Raw genomic sequence first — 26,454 nt, 5'->3', positions numbered from 1 at the left:
ATTCACATAATAGCACTGAAAAAATTATTAGGTCAACCAATTAACTAAAAATTTGAAATATGAACTATTTTCACATGGTGCCTGACACCAACAGTCCTAAAATTAATCCGGAAAGTAGTAAAGTATGTTTAATTTTTAATAGAAGGAATAGAGCAGTCATATCAATAAGGTTTATAGAAAGACCCCTTGTGTTACAAGAGGTCTTCAAACTCATTTAAAACTATTCAAACAACTTAAATGACTACCCAATGGTTTGCTTCTGGTTTAACTGATCCATGAAAATCCCAACAAACTTTCGGCACCGATCGATGTCCTTCATTTGTAAATTCACCTCAATCTTAAGGGTGACAATAAATTTGGTGTGAACGTACAACATATCTCTAAATTCATCAACAGCGCCGCAAAACTTCGGATAGCCACTATCTCCTGTGCCTACGATTCCCGTTAGGAGTCTTTTCACCTTCATTGTTTCAAAGGCACGATATAATTCCATCATTTCTTGAGGAATTTCCCCATTTCCCCAGGTATAGGTTCCAATCACAACGGCCTCGTAGTTGATTAGGTCTCTAATTTGAAATTCTTCTATCCGATAAAGAGTGACATCAATCTGTTCTACTAAAAATAACTTCCAAATTAAATGAACAACTTCTTCTGTATTTCCTGTTTTAGAAGAATATATGATAGCAACTTTCATAATTCATCGAAACCGTTGGATTGTGTAACCTTTGCATAGGTCCTCGACTTCTGCTCAAAGAAATCGGATTTTGTTTCATTCATCATTTCATCACTGAAAACATGGATCCACGGCATCGGGTTATCTCTCTCTTTAAATAAGTTCTGTAATCCAAGCTGCCGGAGCCGCTTATTGGCAAGATATTCGGTATATTTTTCATATTCGTCCAAGTTAATACCTTCTATATCCTTCAAAATGACATGGGCCCATTCCTTTTCCAGCTGGACTGCTTGTTCTACCGATTTATACACATAATCCATATTCGCTTCAGTATACAACTCCGGGTTTTCTGATAAGAGTATCCGGAGAAACTGTGCCATAAAATATGCATGCTGCATTTCATCTCGTTGTATATAACTAATCATCGTACTGGTCTTAAGCATTTTTTGCTGACGGGCAAGGTGATAGAAAAAAGCAAAACCAGCATAAAAATAGATACCCTCAAGATTTATAGAATTCACTCCAAGTTGAAATAAATTTTGAGGTGTTGGATTCTTTCTGAAACTTTCATAAGCATCTAAGATCATGTCGTTTCTTTTTCGGACAAGGGGATCATTTTTTGCTTGATTGAACCTTTCTTTTTGTTCATGGATTGGTACAAGAGAACTTAATATGTAGGAATAGGATTCATTATGCACCGCTTCCTGCTGAGCGATCACCGCAAAGATTGCTTTAAAACTAGAATCCGTCACATAGTCCATCACTTGAAACATGGTAGGTGTTTGCAGGCTATCTAATGAAGCAAGTTGTGTATTAATTCGTAAGAAAACATCTTGTTCTGTTGCACTAAGAAGATCCCACTGTTTAATATCATCTTGCATATTAATTTCTTGTGCTTTCCAAAAATTTGATAACAATGTTTGATATAAATCGTAGATCTGCGGGTAAGCAATATCATTCCAGTTGAGCAATCCAGATGATTGTCCGTTAATAATTCCAGTGGATTTATTAGGAAAATCAGGGTTTAGCAATTTAATTCTAGGCAGTGGTATGTGAATATCCATATAAATATTTCCTCCGATCGATGTTAATAGTAGTTAACTGTGGCATGCCTCACATTCTTCAATTTCAGTTTGGGAAGTGCTTCTGACATAATAAGTGGTCTTTAAACCTTGCTTCCAAGCTTCCATATGAAGGTTTAGCAAGTCTTTTGCCTTTATATCGTGCCTTACATAGAGGTTAAAGCTAATACCTTGGTCAATATGGCGACCTCGTGCGGCATTCTGTTTAATGCTCCATATTTGATCTAATTCATGTCTCGAACGACGATAATATTCGTATGTTCTATGATTTAAATCAGGTGCAGTCACTTTAAATTTAAAGTTCTTCTTTTCCTCTGCAAATTCAACTGAATAGATGGGATCGATTCCATCTGTGGAACCTCCTATTTTCGCCGTTGAGGAGTTGGGTGCAATCGCCATCAACCAACCATTCCGGATCCCGTGAATTGAAAGATCCCTCTTCAGCTGATTCCACCTATTTGATTGGTAACCTTTCCGTTCAAAATACTCTCCAGTATGCCATTCAGAACCACTAAACTGGCTATAAGCCCCCTTCTCCTTAGCCAGCTCCATTGACGAACTGATAGTATGGAACGCAATTTCCTCATACAAACGATCTGCATAATTTACCGCCTCATCGGATTCCCAGTACATCCCTTTTAGTGCTAATAAGTGGTGCCAGCCAAACGTCCCTAGCCCAATTGCTCTGTACTTTTTATTCGTAATCTGCGCCTGTCCAACCGTTATGGTATTTAAATCAATCACGTTATCGAGCATTCTTACCTGAATACGAATGAGACGTTCTAAGACATTCGCCGGTACTGCTTTTGCTAGATTAATAGAAGATAAATTGCAAACAACGAAATCTCCTGGTTTCCGAATAATCACGATATCGCCATCAGTATTCTGGTATTCGTTCACAATCGTTGTAGCGGACATATTTTGAGCTATTTCTGTACAAAGATTACTGCAAAAAATGGATGTTCGACCTTTACCCAATACATGCTTATTTGGATTTTGTCTGTTTACTTCATCACGATAAAACATGTACGGGGTGCCTGTCTCTAATTGAGCAACCATGATCCGTGTCATGATATCCATGGCACGGTAAGTTTTGCGAGGTAGAAGCGGGTTAGCTGCGGCCTCTTCATATTTTTCGGTAAAATATTTAACATCTGTTTCATCATAAAAGTCCTCTAGTCCAAGCGGATTCCCCTGTTCATCCTTCCAGCCCATCATTTGTTTTACTTGATGAGGACAAAATGTATGCCACTGTCCAATACTTCTACCGTGCTCATCTTTCACTTCCAACTTTTTCATAAAGAGGTCTGGTATGGAAACACCTGTGAAAATATCATGGGCTTTACGGCGTTCATCCCCATTATTTGTTTTCAAGTCAAGAAACCCGTTCATGATATCTTTATGGAACAAATCAAGGTACACAGCAATGGCCCCTTGACGTTGACCTAACTGATCAACACTGACAGCTGTATCATTTACCAATTTTATCCACGGAACCACACCAGATGAGTTTCCTTTAAATCTCTTAATATCGGAACCTAGGGCGCGAACTTTACCATAATAGATTCCAATTCCTCCGCCATCTTTACTTAACCGGGCAATATCCCAATTATTTAAATAAATGCCATCAAGTGAGTCATCTACTGTATCAATAAAGCAGGAAGAAAGCTGCCCAAAGCTTTTCCCCGCATTTGCTAGAGTCGGTGTTGCAACCGTCATATATAAATGACTTAATGCCCAATATGCTTCCTTCACAAGATTCAGGCGTATTGACTGCTTTTCATTCCTCATGATGGTCATCGCGATAATCATGAACCGTTCCTGGGGAAGCTCATAAGCATTTCGATTATAATCTTGAGCAAGATAGCGATCTGCAAGTAAAAATAACCCTATGTAATTAAATAATAAATCTTGTTCTGGTTTTATCTCTTTCCCCAGCTGGTCGATTTCATCCTTACTATATAAGTTTAAAAGATCATTAGAATAGATCCCTATTTCCGTTAAATCCTTTATCAAGTTATAAAAGTCTCCATATTTTAGAGAACGATCATATCCGCGACTTTTGGCAGCCCTACCATATAGTTCATTCAGATATAAACGGGAAGCGACAAATGTCCAATCCGGCTGGTCCATTGCGATTTGATTCACTGCATATACTAGAGCTTGTTGATTTGCTTCTAGCTCTGTTACATCAAGTTGACTTAGTTTGTTTCTAAGTTCCATTGTATTAATCTGATATTTATCTGAAACTTGTTCTATAGATTCTAAAACGTAATTATGTTCAGATTGCAGTTCCTCAATTTTCATTTCATTTCCCCCTATAATAAAAAAATCCGCTCAACGGGAATTGAGCGGATGAAACGATAACATTACAAAAGGAAATAATTAACTATCCATGCCTCCTGTCGCCACCGTTCATCTTCTCAATCCCCGAAGAAGTTGAAACATCTTAAGAAAGACAGGTCTCCTGACTCATGCTTCTATCTACTTTGAACCCTTCCCATATAAGTACCTAATAGATTAGACAATCTTATACAGTGGTTTGTTCATTTCGTCAGCATTTACAGTTGCGGGGGCAGCTCTGGATTTACACCAGATTCCCTATTAAGCCACAATGGGCATCTTCTCTTAAGGCTAACACAATATATAGTTGTTTTTTTAAAAATAAAAACAATATGTAGTGAATCAATGTTATTAATAATAGTATAGTCTTTATGATATTTCAAGTCTATTATTTTTTTAAAATGAAACTAATTTGATTGAATATCCGTATATGAAGAAAGACCAAATTGAAAAGAGGCATTTTTATGGGGAACATTATTCTATTTACATTGATTATTGGGATAGCTGCTGCACTTGTTCTAATCCCTATTTTTAAACATGATAAAGAAAGTAAAAAAGAGGGAAAAAAACTCAAAATCGGCTTGTTCATTGCACTTGTTTTGATTCTCATGCTAGCGGTGTTTGTATTCTATTATTTTACTAATTTTGATCGAAATTTCACCTCGGTATGGCCGTTAGCTATTATACTAACCGCTGCTGGCGCCATTCTTGCCAAAGGCACCGAAAGAATAGTTAAAGGAATTCTCTTCCTTGCAAGTCTAGGCCTTGGAATTTATTTCTTAACCGCATTTATCTTTAATGCTGATCAAAAGTATGAAGTTGCCAAGATGGATGAAAAGGTAGAAATTCAAACTTTTGATGAGAAAGAAACACCTGCCAGTGTTCCACCGCAGTTTGCACGCAATAAAATGAAAAAAGCGTTTGGACAAGTTCCGAACACAAGCTATTATGAGCTTGGGAACCTGCAAATTCAAAAGCTGAACGATGACTATGTATATATTGCACCTGTGGAGTTTTCCGGATTTTTTAAATGGTGGAAAGGAAACAGTACACCTGGTTACTTTACCTTAAGTGCAACGGATTCTAGTGCGAATCCTAAATTCATCAAATCAGAAATGATATTTACCCCTTCCTCTTATTTTAATAAAAATATTGAGCGGCATATTCGTATGAAATATCCGAAGAAAATTTTCTTTGGCGATGTTCAACTAGAAATTGACGAGAATGGAAAACCCTTTTACATCCGTACTTATGGGGAATTTATTTCCGCACGCAATGGCTTTACAGCTAAAGGTCTGGTCGTTGTCGATTCTAAGAATGGAGCAATGAAAGATTATCCATTAGCAGATGTTCCGGAATTTATCGATGGCGCAGTTTCACCTGAAGCTGTTAGTTTGCAAAACAGCTACTACGGGAATCTTGTTCATGGATTTTGGAATAGTGTCTTCGGTAAATCTGACGTGAAACTTCCATCAGATGAAGGCACGGAGTCAAATGTAAGTCCCATCTTTGATGAAAATGGAACGATGTACTATTTTACAGATTTCACTAGCCCGAAAGAAGGCGTCGATTCCATGCTCGGGTACTCGCTGACCAACTCACGGACAGGAAAAGCAACATTTTATACCGGAAATCCCGAACAATCTTATATGGATTCCCAAGGAGCTCTGCAAATCATTGAAAAGAAATTTATTGAAAAGAAATGGCTTGGCCAAATGCCGATTCTCTACAATTTTTATGGTGAAGCCAGTTGGTTAACACCTGTATTAGACTCAAATGGTTTTCTGCAAAATTACTTTATCGTGTCTGCAGCGAATCCAGAAATCTCCGTATACGCCAGCACTCCCAATGAGGCCCTTAAGCAATATAAAACCGCCTTACAAAGGGGCAAAGGCACGGTAGACGGAAGTTCAAAAGCACAAGAAAAACAAATCACCGGTACAGTGATGAGAGTCTATAAGGAGAAAAACGGAGATTTCACCATTGTCTCCTTCTTATTAAACAACCGCCAAAACTTTATCATTTCTTCCGAAAAGGCTCCACTCGCTATCTACCTTAAAGAAGGGGATAAAGTTAACATTCGCTACCTCGACACAGGCGAAGACTTCCTTCCTGCCAAAGAGTTAGCAATCGAAGCCTTACAATAGGGAAACAAAAATAGGGTGTCAGGCACCAATTGGTGCCTGACACCCTATTTCTCTTTACTGAACCTTTTGAATACGATTTTGAATGCGATAAGTGAACGGTTTAGGCTGGGCTGAGATAAAGTTGACTAACGCATCCAGGTCATTAGGACCGACTTCTTTGTTTTGAGCTTGGGTAAATACAGTAAATCCGTCCCCGCCCCCAGAGAGGAAAATATTCGCTGTCACAGTATAAGATTTATTTGGATCGATTTCTGTGCCATCTGGCAGCTTAATACTCACGATCCTTTGTCCGATTGGTTTATTCGCATCCCAAGAATACGTTAAACCAGAAATTTGCAGCATGTTTGTCTTGGTTGGACTCCATTGCTGCTTAAGCAAGTCACGAATCTGCTGCCCGGTCATCGTCATTTTGACAAGGTCATTATTAAAGGGCTGAACGGTGTAAACTTCTCCCCAAGTTATTTCGCCAGGATCTATGTCAGCACGAATTCCACCAGGATTCATAAAGGCAAATTCCGTTTTTAGCGCATTTCTTTGTGCATCGGCAATGAAACTCCCAAGGACAGACTCTCCATTCTCATTTTGTTTAGCTGTTAAACTTTCAGCTGTAGAGCCGATCACCCGATTAACGATGGGTTCCACTTTTGCTTCATAGCCCTCAATCATTTGTTTAATCTCTGGATCGGGCTTCATCCCCTCCTGGAACGTGGTGACAATCTCTGCTGATTTTGAGACTATCTCTTTTGTTTTTGGATCAATCTCAATATCCACATCTGAAAACGCGGTGCCATAGGAATAGGATTGAACCACTAACTTATTATTGATCGTTGCATTCATATGGGCGTGATTATGTCCGCCAAAAATAATATCCACTTCATCGTCAACCCGATTGGCAATATCCACCAGCTGCCCAGTTGGATTCTCTCCATTTGGACCGGAAGTACCTGGGTTATGGGCTAAAACAATGATTGATTTTACACCTTGTTTTTTCAATTCCGCTACATTCCGATTGATTGCTTCTACTTCATCAGTGAACTTTAATCCGGCCACTCCACTTGGGATAACTACTGTTGGCGTCTCGGTAGTAACAACACCAATAAAGCCAATCGGCATTCCATTTACTTTGATCACTTGGTATGGCGGCAGGATTGTTTTTCCTGTTTTTTCATCGATTACATTCGCAACAATCCAAGGAAAATTTGAGCCGGCAAATTTGCCGGTTTTCGGATGTGATCCACCCTTAATCAGGCGGAGCAGTTCCATTACCCCTTCATCAAATTCATGATTACCAACAGTTCCGATATCAAAACCAAGTTTATTCAAGATTTCAATCGTCGGTTCATCCTGTAAAAGGGCAGAAACTGGCGGACTAGCTCCAACCATGTCACCGTTTTGAATCAACAGTGTATTTTTGTTTTCTGCTTCACGCTGTTTTAAATAGGCGGCTAAATAATCTACCCGTCCAGCTGGTTTTCCGTTAACATTCCGAGTTACATTTAATTGTCCGTGCAAATCATTAATTCCTAACAATTGAATCGGAATGAATCGATTATTCGCTGCAGGCGCTTTTTTCTTAGGATTTTTCGTTTCTGGACGATTAGATTTATGCCCATGGTAGTCTTTTGATAAGCCTTGATTCTTTGCTTCTGTTGGCTTTTGTCTGCTAGCATCAACAGACTGGGATTGACGTACCATTTGATCTTGGTGTTCTGATTCTTTAAGGTTACTAGCTGCCACACTTAGATTTCCAAAGCCCCCGATTAAAATTACGAGAGTTAACGAAATAAATGCTTTTTTCAACCAATCCATGCGTGCAAATCCTCCCACTATTTAATGAATGAACCATGGTATTTTTTGTATTCAATGGAAGGAATATGTACCTCTACATATCATAATTAGAAAAAGCCCACTATTATGCTTCAACTTCATTGTTGAAGACAAAATAGTGGGCTTTTTAAATCGTATTAATGTCATTAAACGACCATCAATTCTGATAGTTTATTTGCGTAATTGATGACAAACTTTTCAATTTTCTTTGTATCGTTTGGGTGAAACATATGCCCAGAATTCTCATACCAAACCAATTCTTTGCCAAGCGGAGCATCAAGTTCCTGAAAAAATTGCTCAACTGGTCTACCGTATACATGAATATCTTTTGCCCCATGTAAAAAGGCCAGAGGGACTTCTATTCTTTTTGTTCTTTTAAAATCAACATGTGCAAAATCATCCACTAATGCTTGGGTGTAGGTTAGTTTGTAGGAACTATAAAGTGTATGGAAGATATCTTTCATGGAGTATTCTGAACTATTTAAGAAAAGCTTTAAGCTGCCAAGGATGCCTGGGTGCTTCACGGTTTTACTTTCATAAACCATCGAATTATATTTTATCAGTTGCCTGCGGAAATCTGTCCATTGTTTCAATAACAAATATGGCGGGCGGCCTAATTCCTCTAATTTCTTCAGTGTTTTCCAATCTTTCGCTTTTTCGGCCTGAGCGTTTAACCAATCAAAACAAATCTGATCATTCTCCTGCCAATTGATAATTTGCGATATGCCAAAATATGCGTGAAGTTTTTCTGGATACCTGGATACGATCGATAAACCGATAATCGTCCCCCAAGAATGGCCTGCTAAATAAACCTTTTCTTTTTTAAACCGACTTCTTAAGATATCGATTAAGTCATGACAATCCTGTATATATTGCTCAACTCGAAAGGACTCTTTAGGTGTATTTTTATGATAGGTTTTTCCAGCCCCCCGTTGGTCCCAAAACACCACCACGAAATGTTTAATAAGCTCCTTTGTAGAAATAGAAACAGCATAATCTTGACCTCTTGAAACAACGCCCGGAACCGGCATACAGGGGCCGCCATGGAGAAACAACAACAAAGGCTTCGTTCCATCATTTCCCTGAATCAGAACAGAATGCTCTACTCCACCCAAGTTTATCTTGTCAACCAAGTCAATTCCCTCATCAGCAATCGTAAACTCTCGCTTCGAAAACAACCCCATAATTCACTCCCCCCTCTATTTATGTAGTAAATGCGCGTGGTGTCAGGCACCATGTTATTGTTTCGCGATCAGAGCTTGGAAGGCTGCTGATGTTCTTACTTCGATGGTTAAGGCTCCTTTTTTGTAGATGGATTGGATAATAAAAGGTGCACCTGTCGTATTTTGAAATTTGAAGTCTGGGCCGCCAAAGGAGACGGTGGCATCTCTGCCCGCAGGGACATAACCTACTGACAAGGAATGGTGATGTTTTTCAATATAACTAACACCTAATTGGTCCACTGAATTATACAGAGTGGAAGAAGTCTGGCAAATCCCCCCGCCAATACCATCGACTAATTGTTTATTCACGATTTCCTTTGCTTTTTGATATCCATGTTCGGCATCACTTGGCCCAACTGTCGTGTTAAAAGAGAAAATATCGCCGCTTCCCACAATAACATTATGGATTGCCTCTGCTGACAATTTGATATTTTTCGACCTTCCCACTACCCCACTGTTAAATCTGGTGGTATAGGTTGCAACGACTTCTTCCCCTAAATGCTTCACATCTTCCGGCTTATACCTGCTCTCGGTCACATAAAGAGGCAGTTCCACATCTCCTCCCGCTTCCGATGCAGTTAACACCCTTTCAACCAACTCAGATTCTTCTAAAATAACTCTTGGTTTCCCTTTTATGATTTGACCGTTTGAATCGATCTTATCGAGGACCATTCGTTGGTCATAGCCAGGGGTAGTTTCCGTTCCTCTTGCCAAGTCCTTTGCCCACTTTTCTAGTTCCTTTTTATACGCTTCGTTATTAGTTCCAAACCCCATGTCGACTGGAAGAAAGGTTTTGATAATCGATTTCGTATTGGGGTCCATTACATTAACTGTAATAGGTTTTGGTTCTTCTTCCTTTTGGGGTTCTCCTTGAGGTATTTGAACCGAATTTTGCTTTGGTTCTGTAACTTTTTCTTCAACCGCTTTTTCTTTCACTGATTTTTCTGTACAACCGGCCAATCCTAAAAAACTACAACTGACTAAAACTACAATTAACCACGAGCTTTTTTTCATTTCCCCAACCTCTTATCCAATATTTTCATGCTTGATTTTGAACTTCCAAATGAATTCCATTCATTCTCCGATTTTATTCGCGATAACCTGTCAATATGATAAATAAGTGTTTTCAAACATGAAAAAAGCCCCTATTAATTAGGAGCTATTTATCATAAGAAATTATTTAATTTTCTGTATACTTGTTTATCTAATATTACTTTTCATTATAGGCTGAATCACTTTTGGTTCAGTTATAGTAAGTTCATTTTTCTTATAGGCATGCCAATAGGCCATTGCGATAAATACTGATCCGCCCACCGCATTTCCTAGAAAAACAGGGATAAAATTCTCTAAATAGGCTAACCAAGTAAAATGGCCTGCAAAAATCGCCGCAGGAATCACAAACATATTAGCAACCACGTGTTGAAAACCAATCGCGACAAAAGCCATCGTCGGAAACCAAATACCGGTAATTTTTCCGACCATATCATTTGCTCCATATGAAAGCCATACAGCCGCAGCCACGAGCCAATTACAGCCGATCCCTGAAATGAAAGCTTGGAGAAAAGTGGCTTCTAATTTATGGTCAGCAATACTAATCGTTCTTTCCAAAAATGGTCCTGTTTCCGTGAGTCCAACCAAATGTCCAAAAAAGTAAGCCACAAATATGGCCCCGACAAAGTTACTAAACGTTACAAGGAACCAATTATAAATAACCTTCCTGGTGCTAATTTTATTTGCCATCCTTGCTATTGGAACTGCCATCATATTCCCAGTTAACAATTCTCCACCAGCTAACAAGGTAAGGACAAGACCAATTGGAAAGACAGAGGCACCAATCAAGCTGCTTAATCCTTCTATATTTCCTGTAAGAGTTGCTGTTACACGGATGAAGAGTAAATAACCTAAAGCAATAAAGGCTCCTGCCTCAAAACCCAGGATCAATGTTCGTAGCAGCAGGTAATTTGCCTTTTTCACTCCATTCTCAATGGTAATTTCCATAATTTTTTCGGGTTTACTGTACCCCATCAGAAGGACTCCTTTTAAATAAACTAGATTCTTTTAGATTGTGAAATATTTAACATATTTATTTTATAACAAATTCTTCTAAAATCCTGTGAAAATTTCTTTAACTATTTTTTAGCGCTTACATTTATCTTTGTATTCTTGCTTTTATACTCAAAATTACTTACTTCCCTCTTTTAATAGAGGTATACTGATATGGAGATAGGAATAATAAATCCAACTCATTTCGCCACACTTTAAAAAAATAACAACCTTTACACCATCAGAATATCGTCAAATGAACAGAATTGAATAAAGAAAAGAGGCTTTATTATGGATAGAAAAATCATTTATTGGAGTTTATTTGTTCATGGCCCATGGGAAATGTATCTTGCAGCAACAACCCAAGGACTTTGTTATGTTGGATCAGACCATAAGGGCTTTGAGGAATTAAGGGACTGGGTGCAGAAAAAGTTCCCTCAGCACCAATTGGAACCAGACGATCAACGAATGCACATATATGCTGACCAATTCGCTGAATATTTTCAAGGAAAAAGGACGAAGTTTACTTTTCCAACCGATTTTTATGGAACTCCTTTTCAACAATCTGTTTGGAACGCATTAAATGAAATTCCTTACGGGTCTACCCATACTTACTCGGAAATCGCAGAAATCCTTCAAAAACCTAAGTCAGTTCGTGCAGTGGCCTCTGCCATCGGGGCCAACCCAATCTTAATTACGGTTCCCTGCCATCGGGTGATTGGAAAGAACGGAAAACTCACTGGATTTCGTGGCGGTTTGGAGATGAAGGAAAAACTGTTGGATTTGGAAAAAGCGCCTTCGAACGCGAAGGGATAAAAAAGAATGGCTGGAAGTAATCTTCGAGCCATTCTTTTTATATAATATTCTGTTACATTCAAGGGCAAAAAATATTATTTTAAATACGATTTTGATACATAACCTGTCGTTTTACCATATTTGATTTTATACCATGATCCTGTTGTGGAAACTATCGTTACGGTTTGATTTTTCTTTAACGATCCAATCACTTTGCCTTTAGTGGAGGCTGAGCTGCGGACATTCAGTCGAGTTACAGTCACTTTTCCCGTTTTCATTTTGACAACTTTTTTAACTTCGAAACTAGTTGTCACGCTCGAACGATTTTTACTTGTGTCCGTCGCAGATATTACAACCGAATATTTCCCATTACCTAATGATTTTGTATTGTATTCCTGATTAATGGTCCCTGCTTTTGTTTGGATATCTTTTTTCAAGTAGCTAAGGATTTTACCGGAATTGTTTTTAATATACAACGTTACCTTTGCGTTTTCGTTAGTTTTAAAAGTAATGTGGGCTTTATTATTTTTGTTATCTATGCTTGCTTTAACGCCACTGAATTTAGGTGCGGTCTTGTCTTTTTTTACCTCAAAAGATGGCAATGTCGAAGATCGATTATTACTCAAATCAACGGCAATAATTCCTGCATAATATTTTCCGTTAGCTAAAGAATAACTGTTATATTCTTTGGTAATCGTCCCTGCTCCTGTTAGTGCATCTTTTAATAAATAGGTGAAAATCTTGCCTTTGCTGTCCTTAAGATAAACTGTTACTTTTGCCTTTTCGTTCGTCTTAAAGCTAACAAATGTTTTATTTTTCAAATGATCGACATTTACTTTGACTTCACTAATCGTTGGAGCAGTTTGGTCTATAACTGGAGTCTTTGGCGTTTCCTGAACCGGTTTAACTGCCGCTAGTTCTTCAGTTGTACTAGTTTTCTGTTCTGATGGTTCTGGTTGTTCTGTGGTATCTGCTGCTTTCTGTTCGGTTGGTTCAGCTGGAGCTTCTACAACAGGCACAGGTCTGTCGCCGTACTCTCTTACAATGGATGCACCATCGTAATAAAAGGCAAGAATCTGATTGTATTTTTGGCCTGCTTCGGCACGATTCTGTGCACCCCATTGACTTAATCCAACACCATGGCCGTCACCCAATCCGGAAACTGTAATGGTTCCGTCCTTATCCGCGATGTTTGAAACAAGATAACTCAACATCATCCGATTGCCGACCATTGCACGAATCTGTGAGGCTGCTACATTTTTATATTCTAATTTTTGCGGGATATAAGCGCCATTTTCGTCAATTTTATCTTTTGTTAAAAATTCAACTGTTATATTTCCCTTGGAAACACGACCGCCAGATGTTGGGGTGTGCAAGCTTAGTACAGGTATAGCTGTAATTTTAATTTCTTTTCCAGCATAGCCATGCGTGGCCATCCAAGCTTTTATCATATTAATAATGGTAGTATCTTTTTCTTTCATTTGACTCCATGTCAAATTAGCGGGATTAAATTGTTGTTTACTTATGGAGAATTTCCAAGCAGTTTTTGCATCATACGGATCTTCTTTAATCGTTAAATATGAGAGTGGCGAGGAACCCCAGACATTGGCATTTGATTCTGTTTTCCCGCCATTACTTGCAGAGAAAACGGCACTAACTAGCCGGCCATTTGCCTTTAGGACTTCCCCTTTTGTTTCATCCACTGCAGCTGTACTATTGGGATTCCAAGTATAACCACCATAAACTTGATAATTAATCGTATCATCAATGGTTACTGATTTATAAGTAAGCGCATAGGTTCTTGCCGCTATCGCTTGCGTTTTTAATGCTTCACGGTTCCAACTGGCATACATTTCAGAAGGGACAACACCTTTTAGGTAATCTTCCATGTAAATCTCGTTAATCGGACGAACATACTTTGAATTTTCAGGGACAAATTGAAATGAACCTAAATAATTCCGATTATTAATCGATAAATAATCGGTTTCTTTGGCAGGTTTGATTTTAACGTTATCTGAGGTAAATAACGGTGTGGTCCCATCTAGTATCGTTATGTTATTATTCTTATATTGTAATAGATAAGACTTTCCAGAAGTTAATCGTACGGTTGAATTCTCGACATAATAAACACCTGATGGTTTGACCGTTAACTCTGCTTTATTTCCGAGATTATTAACCAATTTCACTTTAATCTTGGGTTCTATGTTTTCGGCTGAGACACCACCTAATTTTATCATGTTACATACTATTAAAAAGGCCAAAAAGCCTGCAAACAATTTTTTCAATATCATTCTCCATTCATAAAAATATGAAGTTCATATAATAGCATACTTTATGAATCTATTAATAAACAACATGATAATATTGGTAAGTCATAAGTCCCATAGTTTTGTAAAAAATAAAAAAACTCACCAAAACTGGTGAGTACTATTACCGAGCAGTAATTTGAATCCATTTAGGACCGGAACTGGTAGAAATTTGATACCAGCCGTCTCCTCTATCAACAAAAACCTTAACTTTTCGAGGAGTGATTTTTCCGCTTGACTTCGCGGATACAGACGGCTTGCTATAAAGTTTTACCGCCTTGTTAATTTGGAGGTATTTCACTGGTTTCGGATTAATATAAATCCATTTCGCTCCTAAAGTTGTATTAATTAAGTACCATCCATTTTTGCTTTTTTTCATAACCTTTACTGTTTGCGGAACGATTGTTCTCGTTTTTTTCATCGAAATGGTAGGCTTGTCATATAAATTCACATCATATTTAATCTTTAGATTTGATATGATCGGCATAAGAGGAATTAGGGAGAGGTTTTTAGTTCCGCTCTTTATCCATCCATACCCTTTCCCATATTTTATTTTATACCAATCACCAGATTTTGCGGCGATTTCAATATTTTCTTTTAATTGTACTTTTCCTATTTTAGGTGCCGCATTATATGGGAAGTTTTTTACATCAAGTCCAGATTTGTATGTAATCTTTCCTTTTACTAGATATGTATTTTGTACAGGTGACGGAACCTTCGCAGTAACCTTCGGCACGGTGGTAGTAATTAGTTCATGATGGACACCATCCCTGCTTTCACTAATAAACTTTAGACCCGCTTGCTTTGCTATTTTTTTGAGAGATGCACTTACGAAGTGTAAGCCATTTAACTGCTTTCCTTTTTTATCAAAAATTATGGCATCAAAAGCAATTCCTCTTAGATGTGGTGCTTTTGTGCTAGGCTTAGCAACCATTGTCCCCAGTTCATGCTTGCTGCGTTCCGACCGTATACACTTTGACGAAACCCCATTTACAATTTCATAAAAGTGCTTTTGATATTGATAGGGACGATAGACGGATTTATATTGGATCTTCCAGCCTTTGGCTTTCAACAATTTTTCATAAATTATCTTGGCCGAAAGCAGATTGGGATGAACATTCTCCCAAATCACCATTTCCCCCTGATCCATTCTAAGTGCAACAGGATCTGTTAAAGGCGTCAACCCTTTACACGTTGAAGCTAGCACTTTATCACTAGGATTAATTAACGGAAAAACTAGTGCTAATATCATGATATAAATAAAAATTTTAATTAAAAATTTCATTTTTCCTCCTATTAAATTATTTTCCTGATTAAATATGACTATATTATTATATCAAAATTCACATAATAATCTATAATTTTACAAGGAAAAAATACCCATACCTATCTTTTTTCTTATTTCTTCCGACAAACATCTACATATTTCGAGTTAAATCAGCAAACCCCCTAAAAATATGTTACAATTAAAAAAGATACTGATATTTCACTTGACCGTTTTGGAAAAACAGAAAGGGTGTTTTCATGGAAGATTTTATCGAAACAGTTTATTTCTTAGAAAATCCTGAGAAGAATATTACTAAATTCGCAACTGGCACCCAGCTGCGCTATGAGGACGTAATTAAAGAGGTATTTGGCGTAGCGTGTATTAATGATTTGCATATGATGCTTCAGTACAATAAGAGCTTTCAGACGAGCATTTGCAACAGCCATGGGATTAGTGAAAAGAAGTTAACGCTTGATAAAATCCTTCGTGTTGCTTCAAAACTAGATATGCTTCGTCTAAAGAAGCAACTCCTTAATCAACAATATGATAAAATAATTGATGAAACACACCAAGAAGATGATTTGCCGATTAACCGCCCCTTTGATGCAACAATTAAACTCCAAGAAGGAATTTTCCAATGGGATGACAGCAATTTTTCATATAACGCAGTTAAGCCAGGTGCCTGACACCTTTGTTAGTTAATAATTTAACTAACAAAGGCTAGGCGCCTTTTTTTCTTTGGATCAAGTGGTCCAATCGAAATTAAAAGCACCATCCAGAGTATGGACAGTGCATTTTACGTTTTGACAAAATGTCAGAAATTGCGTTTAATTAATCGGTCTGACTAACTATTTGTTACTCTATTCAAAAAGGTCAACGTCCTTGCAAATGCATCCCTTGCATACTTTGGATGATAAGTAGGATTTGTATCATTGTAAAAAGCGTGTTGGGCATAAGGATATACAATAGCCTCAAATGATTTCTCATGCTTCTTCATTTCTTCAGCGAAATCAGGAATTAAGTTTGTAATATTCTCGTCTTCCCCACCATAGAATCCGAGAACTGGACATTCGATATTAGCAATATTTTGACGGGGTGGACGTCCGTAAAACACTATCGATCCCGCATGGTTAGGATCCTGTGCTGCTAGAACTGCGGAAAGAGCGCCACCTAAACAGAAGCCAACAGATGTAACAGGCATTCCTTTTGTCTTTGGCAGTGTATTTCGTGCATAGTCAGCCGAATCTTTTAAAATGCGGATGAAATTCTCAGATTTACTTGGATCTAACTTCCCAAACAGAGTATTTAACGTGGTGCGCAGTGTCACTTGTTTTTCTTGTGGCTGCTGCAGGATAGCATTCTCACGTTCAGAAGGATTAAACCAAGATGTATGTGGAATGGAATGTAAAAAGCTTTTCGCTTCAACAATCCTTTCCTCACTTAGTTCTTCTGATCGAATACCTTGATCAGCAAACAAATCTGGTGCAATGGCAACGTATCCAGCAGCTGCAAACCGTTCGACAACATTTTGAATGTGAGCATCTACTCCCCAGATTTCTTGGATTACGAGCACGGTTGGCCGTGGTTCATTTACAGGCTCAATTGAAGAAATATAGGCTCGTACCTTTCCGTTTGATCCATTTAAATATTGCCATTCTGATTGTATCGGCATATTACACCTCACTGTTTTGATTTTTTGTATAGATAAAGCATACTACTTCCTACATAATTTACCATATTAAGTATCCAAAAATAAATAAAAGAGAAATAGAATATAAAAAAGCAGTCATTAATAGGCATTATTTTAGAGTGGCCTACTATAAAAAAACCTTCCATTCGATTAGAAGGAAGGTTTAGGGTTTTATATAAAGTTTTGTAGGCGCTTTAATATATTAGCGACGTTTTTTCTTATCTGCCTTAGTCAATCTTCCTAATAAAAACGCTCCTGCGGCAACACCGATCACAGTATTTGTTTTTTTGTTAAAGATTTGCTTTGCGACAAGGTTTAAGTTTTGAGGCCGTTCGGCAAGACGTCTCATGAAATAACCGTACCAATCATTTCCAAAAGGAACGTACGTACAGAAGTTATAGCCTTCCTTTGCCAGTTGCAACTGCATGTCTTTTCTAAACCCATAAAGCATTTGGAACTCAAATTTGTCATTCGGAATATCGTGCTTCTTTACAAATTCCTTCACATGCTGGATGATTCGATGATCATGTGTTGCAATCGAAGTGAATTTCCCATGTAACAAATGCCATTCGGCAATCTTAATAAAGTTGGCATCAATATCTTTCTTATCTTGATAGGCGATTTCTGCTGATTCTTTATAAGCACCTTTTACAAGACGAATACGGAAATTTTGATATCTTTCAAGGTATTCTTGTGCATTGTGAAAATAGGATTGAATTACAGTCCCGACATTATTATACTCTAACGATAGATCGTCCAATAAATTAAAGGTTGGTTCAAGGTGTTTGAAGTCCTCCATATCAATATTGACAAAAATATCAAATTGATGTGCTTTATCAACGATTTCTCTTACATTATTTAAACAAAATTGATAATCAATATCTAATCCTACTTGCGTTGGTTTTAAGGAGATATGTGCATCCACTTTATGCTCATGAATCGCATCGATGACGTTAAGAATATGTTCTTTTGCTTGAGTCGCCTCTTCTTCTTTAAAAACAAATTCTCCTAAGTTATCAACTGTACATGAAATGCCATGTGCATTCAATTCTTTAATACTTTGGATTACTTCAGGTATATTGGTACCGGCTACGACACTTTGTGCCCCTAGTTTTAAGCCATATTTTTTAGCTGTACTATTTAAAAATTGATTTTGTGATAAGCCCATAAAAATGTCTTTCAACATAGCGATTACCCCTTGCTGTTGTTTTTCCCTCATTATAGCATACGCTTTCATTAATATTTATTTTGCGAATTTTCGAACTTAAATGCTTTAGTAGAAAGATAATGCAGCGTCCTGCCGGTCGCACAAAAAACAGCCCAAAGGCTGTTTTTTCATACGATTCTTTTGGTGTCAGGCACCATATTAGCTTTTATCGTACCCATCGCGTGATCGGTATTGCTGCGGAGCACGAGTTGGATAGCGTGCTGGAAAACTAAACATATGGACGAGTTGTGTAAACGGTATGGATGCGAACAGTATGAATGATAATATTACATGGACCTTGAATATGGTAGGTATCCCCAGCATAAGCTCTGAGAGCGGCTGAAAGGTGAATAAACTCCGAAACCATGGGCCAATGGTTAATCGATACTCGTAGGCTACCACGGTGTAACTATAAATGAGTGTCATATAGGTACCAATGGCCGCGATGATGAGTAATAGCACTATCGTGAAATAATCTCCAAATGTCGTATGAACACGTACCTTTGGAAAAGAAAACTTTCGAATAATCATGACCACTAAGCCGATGACAACCATAAGTCCTGCAACCCCACCGCCTGCAATGGCACCAAAATGATAGAGATGTTCATTAACTCCTATGGCTTCATAGAACCCAATTGGAATTAAGACACCCATTATATGCCCAATAAAGGCAAAAATAATCCCATAATGGAAAAGGACTGAACCGATTCGCAGCCATTTTTTTTCAAAAATCTCTGTTGAAGGGGCATACCAGCTTTTCCCTCGAAAAATAAAGCGATAGAATGTCCCAACAATGAGAATGGCACCGCATATATATGGAAAAATCGTCCACCAAAAACTGAATTCCATTTCCAACCTCCTTCGTAGACTAACTTAGAAGCAACTGAATTACCCGCCTAATCCTGGGTTTCAAAAGAAATCCCCCTTTTTAAAACCTGCCTATCCATTCAATTACTAACGATACATAACGGGATAAGGAAGTTCATCCAAATCGGCTTCCTCTCGTTCATTTTCCAACAATATGAGTTCCTCTTTTCCAGGCACCTCAAATACAAACATCATCAAAAGATCAATGGCTTTGTAATAGGGATTGCTGTCCGAAAGGTTGTTTAATAGCCGCTGGATAGCAAAGGATAAGCGCTGCGAAAGTCTGTTGAAGTTCTCATGCTCCGGTGCTGCGGCCACTAACTCTAACAGCATGGGAATATAATCAGCCAATTCCTTACCTTCATATTCAAAGCCGCCTTCACAAATGAGTTTTTGCAATTTAATTAAGGCAGCGCCTCGCTTCCGGCTGTCTCCCAGTTCATGAGCGGTTAAATAGAGGCTGGTTTTTTCCTTATAATCAAATGTTTCTACATATAGTTCTTGCAGCTCCTTTTGTTCCATCTTGAAAAGAGGAAAAATCCTCGCTTCAATTTCGTTTCGAATTTCCTCCGAAGAAATATGTGCTTTTACAAATTCCTCAATAATTGACCGTTCTTTAAAAAATTCATCATTAGGGTAATCTAATATTCTCGACATGATGACTATAATAGCCGAAGCATCATTTGTCATTGACTCTCACTTCTTTCAAATGGATAGGTGACCATTCCTTCGGCTGGAGCCAGGTCTTCGATGCTGCATGAACCCTGCTTATAATGTAAATCCCCATCCATTTCACGTCGGCCCGTTGGAATGACAAATCGTTCGTTATATTTGGCAACTGCAAGTAAACGAGCCATTTCTTCAAGTTCCTCACCCGTTGTTTTTGCTTCTTCTAAAAGCTTGCTGACTTTCAATTTATCTACACCGCCAACTGTTTTTGCACGCATATATACCCGCATTGCTGCCATCTTCAACAATACTCTGCGAATCACATCGGTATCATCGGCTGTTAATATCGACGCTAAATACTCCATCGGAATTCGCATTTGATCCACTGCAGGGATATAACCATCCGCGCTTAACTCATTTTCATTGGTAATATGATTCATGATCGGGCTGAGCGGCGGAACATACCAAACCATTGGTAATGTCCGATATTCAGGGTGAAGCGGCAGCGCGATCTTCCACTTCATTGCCATCTTATAAACCGGAGATGCCTGTGCACTTTGGATCCAGCTATGATTGATTCCCTGTTTTTCCGCTTCGGCAATTACCTCTGGGTCAAATGGATCTAAGAAGACGGAAAGCTGAGCTTCATATAATTCCTTTGGATCTTTGACAGAAGCCGCTTCCTTGACTCTGTCAGCATCATATAAAACCACTCCGATATAGCGGATCCGGCCCACACAGGTTTCCGAGCAAATCGTTGGAAGTCCTGCTTCAGTCCTTGGATAGCAAAAATTACATTTCTCGGCTTTATGGGTATTCCAATTGTAATAAACCTTATGGTAGGGGCAGCCATTCATACAAAAACGCCAGCCCCGGCAGGCATCCTGATCGACCAGGACAATTCCGTCTTCATCTCGCTTGTACAATGCGCCGGAAGGACACGATGCCACACAGGAAGGATTGAGACAATGCTCACAAATTCGCGGCAAATACATCATGAACGTTTTCTCATATTCCATTGCAATGTGTTCCTGAAGCTTTTGGACATTGGGGTCCATTGGTACTACTTCCCTACCGCCTGCGAGGTCATCATCCCAGTTTGGTCCCCATTCAGGTTTATCCATATACTGTCCTGTGATCATTGACTTCGGCCGGGCCACAGGTAAATTTTCTTTCTTTGGACTTTTATGCAAATGTTGAAAATCATACGTCCATGGCTCGTAAAAGTCATCTATTTCTGCCATATTGGGATTGTAAAAAATATTCGCCAGTTTCGAGATCGGCCCGCCTGCTCTTAAATGTAATTTGCCATTTCGCAGGACCCAGCCGCCTTTGTAACGATCGGTGTTTTCCCATTCCTTTGGATACCCTGGTCCTGGACGCGTTTCCACATTGTTATACCAGACGTACTCCATTCCAGGACGGTTGGTCCAGACATTCTTACACGTAACAGAACAAGTATGACAGCCAATACATTTATCAAGGTGCATGACCATTGCCACTTGTGCTTTAATTTTCAAGCCAATCGACCTCCTTTAATGGTCGGACAATCGTCAATGTATCTCGCTGACTGCCTGTTGGTCCATAATAATTAAACCCATAGCTCAGTTGTGAATATCCGCCAATCATATGAGTCGCTTTCGGGTATATCCTCGTGACACTGTTATGTGTCCCGCCACGCGTTTTATTAATCGTATTTCCCGGAACGCCCATCGTTCGATCCTGTGCATGGTGCATATAGACTGCACCGCGCGGCATCCGGTATGTTAATACGGCTCTCGCAACAACGACGCCATTTCGATTATATAGTTCAATCCAATCGTTATCCTTTATGCCAATTTCTGCGCCATCCTCTTCATTCATCCAAACCACCTGCCAACCGCGGAACAGTTGAATCATATGGGTCGTATCAGTGAACATGGTATGAATACCCCATTTTTGGTGTGGAGTCATATAACGAAGAGTAATAGATTTCCCTTGATTCTCGACTTCCTTTTCACCTTTAATAAATGGTCCTTTAGAAATAGGCGGGATATACAATGGAAGTCCCTCGCCATAATCAAGCATGACTTCATGATCAAGGTAAAAACTTTGTCGTCCTGTTAGTGTATGCCACGGAATATGGTATTCCTTATTGACTGTGAACGGCGAATAACGGCGGTTATCATTCTCAAGACCGCTCCAAACAGGGGTCGATATGGCCTGACGAGGCTGGATGGTTAATGCATCTAACGTATAGTCCTCTTCCTCACGGCCTTCTGAAATATGAGCCAGCTTTTTACCTGTTTTTGCTTCCATGGATTTCCAGCCTTCAACTGCACGTTTCCCATTTGTGGCACCTGACATTAAGAGAATCGCATTGATTGCCTTCTTGTCCGTGTATAAATCCGGATAGCCTTTTCCTATCCCTTCATGCTTAGATGGTCCAAGTCGGTCCATTAATTCTTTATATACTTTATCACCTGGTATCCGCACACCTTTTGTTCCATAGCCGTTTTTAATATTGGGTCCAACTGTAATCCACATATCATAGACATGAGGATAATCTCGTTTTAAAATCGTAAAGTTAGGCATGGTTTTGCCTGGAATTGCATCAACTTCACCTTTGCGCCAGTCCTTCACCTTTCCGAATGGCTGGGCAATTTCATTAATCGTATCATGCGCAAGCGGTGACATAATAAGGTCCTCTTGTGCGGGAAGATGTTCCTTCGCAAGTTCGGAAAATTCCTTGGCAATTTCTCTGAATGCATCCCAATCACTACGAGTATCCCATGGCGGGTTAATCGCCGCATTAAATGGGTGAACAAATGGATGCAGGTCCGTACTGCTGATATCATGTTTTTCATACCATGTTGCGGCAGGCAAAATGATATCCGAGAACAGGCCTGAACTGGTCATGCGAAAATCCATACTTATAAACAGGTCGGTCTTACCTTCGGGCGGATCCTCAGTAATATTGACATCCTTTGGCTGCCACGAGTTTTCAACCTCAGAAAGGACGGAATCCTTTGAGCCAATTAAATGTTTAACAAAGTATTCGTGACCCTTTCCACTGTCACCCAGTAAATTCGAGCGCCAGTTAAAAAATACACGCGGAAAATTACGCGGGTCATTTGGATTTTCAATCGCAAAATCAAGTCTTCCTTCTTTTAACTGTTTCGCTACATCGTCAATCAAAGCCAAATCGTTAACGGTGCGTGACCTCGCTTCCTTCACTACTTCCAATGAATTTTGCGAAAGCTGTGGAAAGCTTGGCAGCCAGCCTAGGCGTGCTGACATCGCATTAAAATCGGCGGGATGCATTTTTGCATATTCGCTTCCCCAATCAGTTTGGGAATCGTTCGCATCGTATTCATAGCGAAATTGCTCCGTTGCAAAATAAAAGAAGGATGTCCCGTTCATAAAGCGTGGAGATTTCACCCAATCATTCGCAAACGCAATCTGCCCAAAACCTTCTAAAGGACGGACCTTCTCTTGTCCCACATAATGGGCCCAGCCGCCGCCATTTACCCCTTGTGAACCTGTTAACAAAACGAGATTCAAAATTGACCGGTAAATTTGATCACTATGGAACCAGTGATTCGTTCCACCACCCATGGCAATCATTGATTTCCCATTTGTACGAGCTGCATTATCTGCAAATTCTCTAGCAACCTGGATGACATGGGATTTGTTAACACCGGTAATACTCTCCTGCCAAGCAGGTGTATAAGGATTGTTTTCATCATTATAATCTGCAGGATAATTTCCTTCCAACCCTCTGTTGACCCCAACATGTGCCAGCATGAGATCATAGACAGTCGTAACAAGCAATTCATTTCCATCCTGGTCTTTTATCCTCTTCACAGGAACTCCACGTTTGTTCGTTCCACCCTCTACTTTTGCAAAATAAGGGAATTCGACCAGCGCAACATCATCTTTTTCATCAAAAAAACTAAGCTTCGGATCTATTTCCGAACCATCTTCTGCTGTCATATCTAAATTCCACTTGTTACCCTCATCCCAGCGAAAACCTTGACTGCCATTAGGGATTGCATAGTTTTTAAGATTACCATCCCAAACAACAGTTTTCCATTCTGCTAATTTATCCCCCTGTGAAATATCAGAGGCCCGAAGAAAACGATCGGAGCGATATCCGCCATCCTTTTTTGTTAAAAGGACAAGATAGGGCAAATCCGTATATTTTTTAGCATAATCAATAAAATACGGTGTTTGTTTATCCACATAAAATTCCTTTAAAATAACATGGGTCATGGCCATGGCAAGGGCTCCATCCGTCCCCGCCTTGGCAGGCAGCCACATATCTGCAAATTTTTCATATTCTGCATAATCTGGACTAACGCCTACTACTTTTGTCCCGTTATAGCGGGATTCCACCATAAAATGGGCATCAGGAGTTCTCGTTTGCGGTATATTTGTACCCCAAATGATGAAATATTTCGTGTTATACCAATCACCGCTCTCGGGAACATCTGTCTGGTCCCCCCATACTTGTGGTGAAGCTGGAGGAAGATCGGCATACCAATCATAAAAACTTAAAATTGTTCCGCCAATTAATGATAGAAATCTTGTTCCACCAGAATAACTAACCATGGACATCGCAGGGATGGGACTAAAACCAACAATACGGTCTGGTCCATATTTTTTAATTGTATAGATAGTCGATGCAGCAATGAGTTGACATACTTCTTTCCATGTACCTCTAACAAAACCGCCTTTACCACGGGCCTTTACGTACTGTTCCCGTTTCTTCGGGTCTGTGACAATATTTTCCCAGGCTTCAACAGGGTTACTTGCCCTCGTCAGTTCATCCTTCCACAAAGCAAATAAATCCCCGCGCACATACGGGTATTTCACACGAGTGGGACTATATGTATACCAGGAAAAACTGGCACCACGCGGACAGCCTCTTGGTTCATATTCAGGAAAATCATCGCCTGTTGACGGGTAATCAGTTTGCTGGGTTTCCCAAGCGATAATGCCGTCCTTCACATGAATTTTCCAACTGCAAGATCCTGTACAGTTGACGCCATGGGTCGAACGGACAATTTTATCATGCTGCCAGCGCCGTCGGTAAACCTCTTCCCAATCCCGTGGACGGGGATTTTCTTCGGTCCAGCCATCATTGATCCGTTCTCCCCGTACTAAGTGTTTAAGAGAATGGAACAGATTATTTTTTTTAGATTGCATCGTTGTCGCCCCTTCTTGTCAGGATATCAGCCAATGGGTTAAATTCTTCACCCAACAATCGAAACGAGTTACTCCCGCTTTCAAACTCCTCTAGAAAAATCTCCCAACTAGGTGCATTTGCTGCAGCAAGTATAAGCCGCTGCAATGTATTCATATCTTCAATTTCATAGATTTCCTGAATCAATTCACCATTTAAAACCCCAAAGCGCATCCTTAGTACAGCAATTAAATCCTCTCGATCGTCGATTAGCATTGGATCATTTTCAAAGGAAAACAATGATTTAGTCAGCTCCCTCTACAGTTTAATCATTTTGTAATAATTTGAGATTAACAATGATTTACATTTCTCGGCAGCCTCTGCAAAAAATTGAACTACGTCAGCATCAGGGACCATCGCTTGTTCGAAGCTAACTTTTGTTGTCATTGCCTGTGAAAATGATTGTGAAAACCGTAAAGTGACTTCGTACCCAGATTCATTTCTTTTGACCGTTCCATGGATATCATAAGGATGGATATGATAATTCGAAAATGTGTCGGCCATTTGCTGGTACAACGCTGGTGCGGCAAAACGTAATAACTTTTCCTCTAATTCTGGTCTATTGCTCATTTTCACCCTCATTTCCTGTATTACCCAAAATTTCCAAGCTTATTTTTCTCCCTCAACCAGAAGTTTATTCATTTCATCGTCATTATGGATTTGATCTATAATGACCAGACTATCTAATAATGTAATCATCCGTTGATTTGGTTCATCTGACTGTAATAGATTTTTCAGATTGTCTACAATCCTCCGCATGAGGTCATGATCTCGAGTTAATTGGATTACAGTGGTCAACCTATCTGGATATGCTTCAACAATATCTTTATAAAGCCCTTCCTCTTCCGCCTCGGCATGTTTCAATGTCCGAGATTCCCAATGTTCAATCGTAACTTCTATTACCTGTAATGCCTTTACCTTGTCACCATCTTCCAGGCATTTTTGAAATAATGTTCGTAACTCGATTGCTTCGTTTAGTGCGGCTTCATGAATGGACGAATGCGCATCTTTTTTCCTTAAACTAGGACCTGACAATGTCACGTCACTCCTTTCCTATTCCAAAATAGCAAATAACTAAAAATGGAAAT

General features: G+C 39.2%; 21 protein-coding genes and 1 riboswitch. Of the genes, 3 read left to right on the top strand and 18 right to left on the bottom strand.

The window, feature by feature from the left end:
• Positions 1-241 precede the first annotated feature (241 nt).
• The 3 genes from ACE198_RS20640 to ACE198_RS20630 are packed head-to-tail and all read right to left on the bottom strand — an operon-like array spanning position 242 to position 4,062.
• Complete coding sequence (locus tag ACE198_RS20640; protein WP_375376874.1) at positions 242-694, bottom strand: flavodoxin domain-containing protein; 453 nt, start codon at positions 692-694, stop codon at positions 242-244.
• Positions 691-1,737: a ribonucleotide-diphosphate reductase subunit beta gene (locus ACE198_RS20635; protein ID WP_375376873.1), complete on the bottom strand. Its 1,047-nt coding sequence runs from the start codon at positions 1,735-1,737 to the stop codon at positions 691-693. The genes ACE198_RS20640 and ACE198_RS20635 overlap by 4 nt, the downstream gene beginning before the upstream one ends.
• Positions 1,738-1,770: 33 nt before the next feature.
• A complete protein-coding gene (locus ACE198_RS20630; protein WP_375376872.1) occupies positions 1,771-4,062 on the bottom strand; it encodes a ribonucleoside-diphosphate reductase subunit alpha in 2,292 nt (763 codons plus the stop codon).
• Between the two features lie 134 nt (positions 4,063-4,196).
• A riboswitch (cobalamin riboswitch) is annotated at positions 4,197-4,396 on the bottom strand.
• Positions 4,397-4,562: 166 nt separating this feature from the next.
• Here ACE198_RS20630 and ACE198_RS20625 point away from each other — a divergent pair.
• Positions 4,563-6,245, top strand: coding sequence for an MFS transporter (locus ACE198_RS20625; RefSeq protein ID WP_375376871.1), 1,683 nt, complete (start codon positions 4,563-4,565; stop codon positions 6,243-6,245).
• 54 nt (positions 6,246-6,299) lie between these two features.
• Here ACE198_RS20625 and ACE198_RS20620 read toward each other — a convergent pair whose 3' ends face one another.
• The 4 genes from ACE198_RS20620 to ACE198_RS20605 form a co-directional block, all read right to left on the bottom strand.
• Positions 6,300-8,054, bottom strand: a complete 1,755-nt coding sequence (locus tag ACE198_RS20620; RefSeq protein ID WP_375376870.1) for a bifunctional metallophosphatase/5'-nucleotidase — start codon at positions 8,052-8,054, stop codon at positions 6,300-6,302.
• A gap of 164 nt (positions 8,055-8,218) precedes the next feature.
• Positions 8,219-9,256 carry an alpha/beta hydrolase gene (locus ACE198_RS20615; RefSeq protein WP_375376869.1) on the bottom strand — a complete coding sequence of 346 codons (1,038 nt, stop codon included), beginning with the start codon at positions 9,254-9,256 and terminating at the stop codon, positions 8,219-8,221.
• Positions 9,257-9,310: 54 nt separating this feature from the next.
• Entirely contained in the window at positions 9,311-10,309 is a 999-nt protein-coding gene (locus tag ACE198_RS20610; RefSeq protein WP_375376868.1) for a VanW family protein, read from the bottom strand.
• 186 nt (positions 10,310-10,495) lie between these two features.
• Positions 10,496-11,320: a formate/nitrite transporter family protein gene (locus ACE198_RS20605; RefSeq protein ID WP_375376867.1), complete on the bottom strand. Its 825-nt coding sequence runs from the start codon at positions 11,318-11,320 to the stop codon at positions 10,496-10,498.
• A gap of 309 nt (positions 11,321-11,629) precedes the next feature.
• On the opposite strand from ACE198_RS20605, the gene ACE198_RS20600 reads away from it, so the two are divergent.
• Positions 11,630-12,154 (top strand): methylated-DNA--[protein]-cysteine S-methyltransferase, encoded by a 525-nt coding sequence (locus ACE198_RS20600; RefSeq protein ID WP_375376866.1) that lies wholly within the window; start codon positions 11,630-11,632, stop codon positions 12,152-12,154.
• Between the two features lie 74 nt (positions 12,155-12,228).
• Here the strand turns inward: ACE198_RS20600 and ACE198_RS20595 are convergent, their stop codons facing one another.
• Positions 12,229-14,418: a SpoIID/LytB domain-containing protein gene (locus ACE198_RS20595; RefSeq protein WP_375376865.1), complete on the bottom strand. Its 2,190-nt coding sequence runs from the start codon at positions 14,416-14,418 to the stop codon at positions 12,229-12,231.
• A gap of 145 nt (positions 14,419-14,563) precedes the next feature.
• A complete protein-coding gene (locus tag ACE198_RS20590) occupies positions 14,564-15,724 on the bottom strand; it encodes an SH3 domain-containing protein (RefSeq protein ID WP_375376864.1) in 1,161 nt (386 codons plus the stop codon).
• 239 nt (positions 15,725-15,963) lie between these two features.
• Here ACE198_RS20590 and ACE198_RS20585 point away from each other — a divergent pair, with 239 nt between their 5' ends.
• Positions 15,964-16,392, top strand: coding sequence for a hypothetical protein (locus ACE198_RS20585; protein ID WP_375376863.1), 429 nt, complete (start codon positions 15,964-15,966; stop codon positions 16,390-16,392).
• A gap of 158 nt (positions 16,393-16,550) precedes the next feature.
• Here the strand turns inward: ACE198_RS20585 and ACE198_RS20580 are convergent, their stop codons facing one another.
• The 9 genes from ACE198_RS20580 to ACE198_RS20540 form a co-directional block, all read right to left on the bottom strand.
• Entirely contained in the window at positions 16,551-17,378 is an 828-nt protein-coding gene (locus tag ACE198_RS20580) for a dienelactone hydrolase family protein (RefSeq protein ID WP_375376862.1), read from the bottom strand.
• Between the two features lie 220 nt (positions 17,379-17,598).
• Positions 17,599-18,582, bottom strand: coding sequence for a proline dehydrogenase family protein (locus ACE198_RS20575; protein ID WP_375376861.1), 984 nt, complete (start codon positions 18,580-18,582; stop codon positions 17,599-17,601).
• A gap of 180 nt (positions 18,583-18,762) precedes the next feature.
• Positions 18,763-19,452, bottom strand: coding sequence for a respiratory nitrate reductase subunit gamma (narI, locus tag ACE198_RS20570; protein WP_375376860.1), 690 nt, complete (start codon positions 19,450-19,452; stop codon positions 18,763-18,765).
• Between the two features lie 105 nt (positions 19,453-19,557).
• Entirely contained in the window at positions 19,558-20,160 is a 603-nt protein-coding gene (gene narJ, locus ACE198_RS20565; protein ID WP_375376859.1) for a nitrate reductase molybdenum cofactor assembly chaperone, read from the bottom strand.
• Positions 20,157-21,659, bottom strand: coding sequence for a nitrate reductase subunit beta (gene narH / locus ACE198_RS20560; protein ID WP_375376858.1), 1,503 nt, complete (start codon positions 21,657-21,659; stop codon positions 20,157-20,159). The genes narJ and narH overlap by 4 nt, the downstream gene beginning before the upstream one ends.
• On the bottom strand, positions 21,649-25,329 hold the full coding sequence (locus ACE198_RS20555; protein WP_251458857.1) for a nitrate reductase subunit alpha: 3,681 nt from the start codon (positions 25,327-25,329) through the stop codon (positions 21,649-21,651). The genes narH and ACE198_RS20555 overlap by 11 nt, the downstream gene beginning before the upstream one ends.
• Positions 25,319-25,606, bottom strand: a complete 288-nt coding sequence (locus tag ACE198_RS20550; protein WP_251458855.1) for a hypothetical protein — start codon at positions 25,604-25,606, stop codon at positions 25,319-25,321. The genes ACE198_RS20555 and ACE198_RS20550 overlap by 11 nt, the downstream gene beginning before the upstream one ends.
• Positions 25,607-25,624: 18 nt before the next feature.
• A complete protein-coding gene (locus ACE198_RS20545; RefSeq protein WP_375376857.1) occupies positions 25,625-25,936 on the bottom strand; it encodes a hypothetical protein in 312 nt (103 codons plus the stop codon).
• A gap of 39 nt (positions 25,937-25,975) precedes the next feature.
• Positions 25,976-26,401: a hemerythrin domain-containing protein gene (locus ACE198_RS20540; protein ID WP_375376856.1), complete on the bottom strand. Its 426-nt coding sequence runs from the start codon at positions 26,399-26,401 to the stop codon at positions 25,976-25,978.
• Between the last annotated feature and the right edge of the window lie 53 nt (positions 26,402-26,454).

It is taken from the genome of Neobacillus sp. KR4-4 (genome assembly GCF_042136325.1).
Lineage (GTDB): Bacteria > Bacillota > Bacilli > Bacillales > Cytobacillaceae > Neobacillus.
This window is presented reverse-complemented; position numbering and strand designations above follow the sequence as displayed.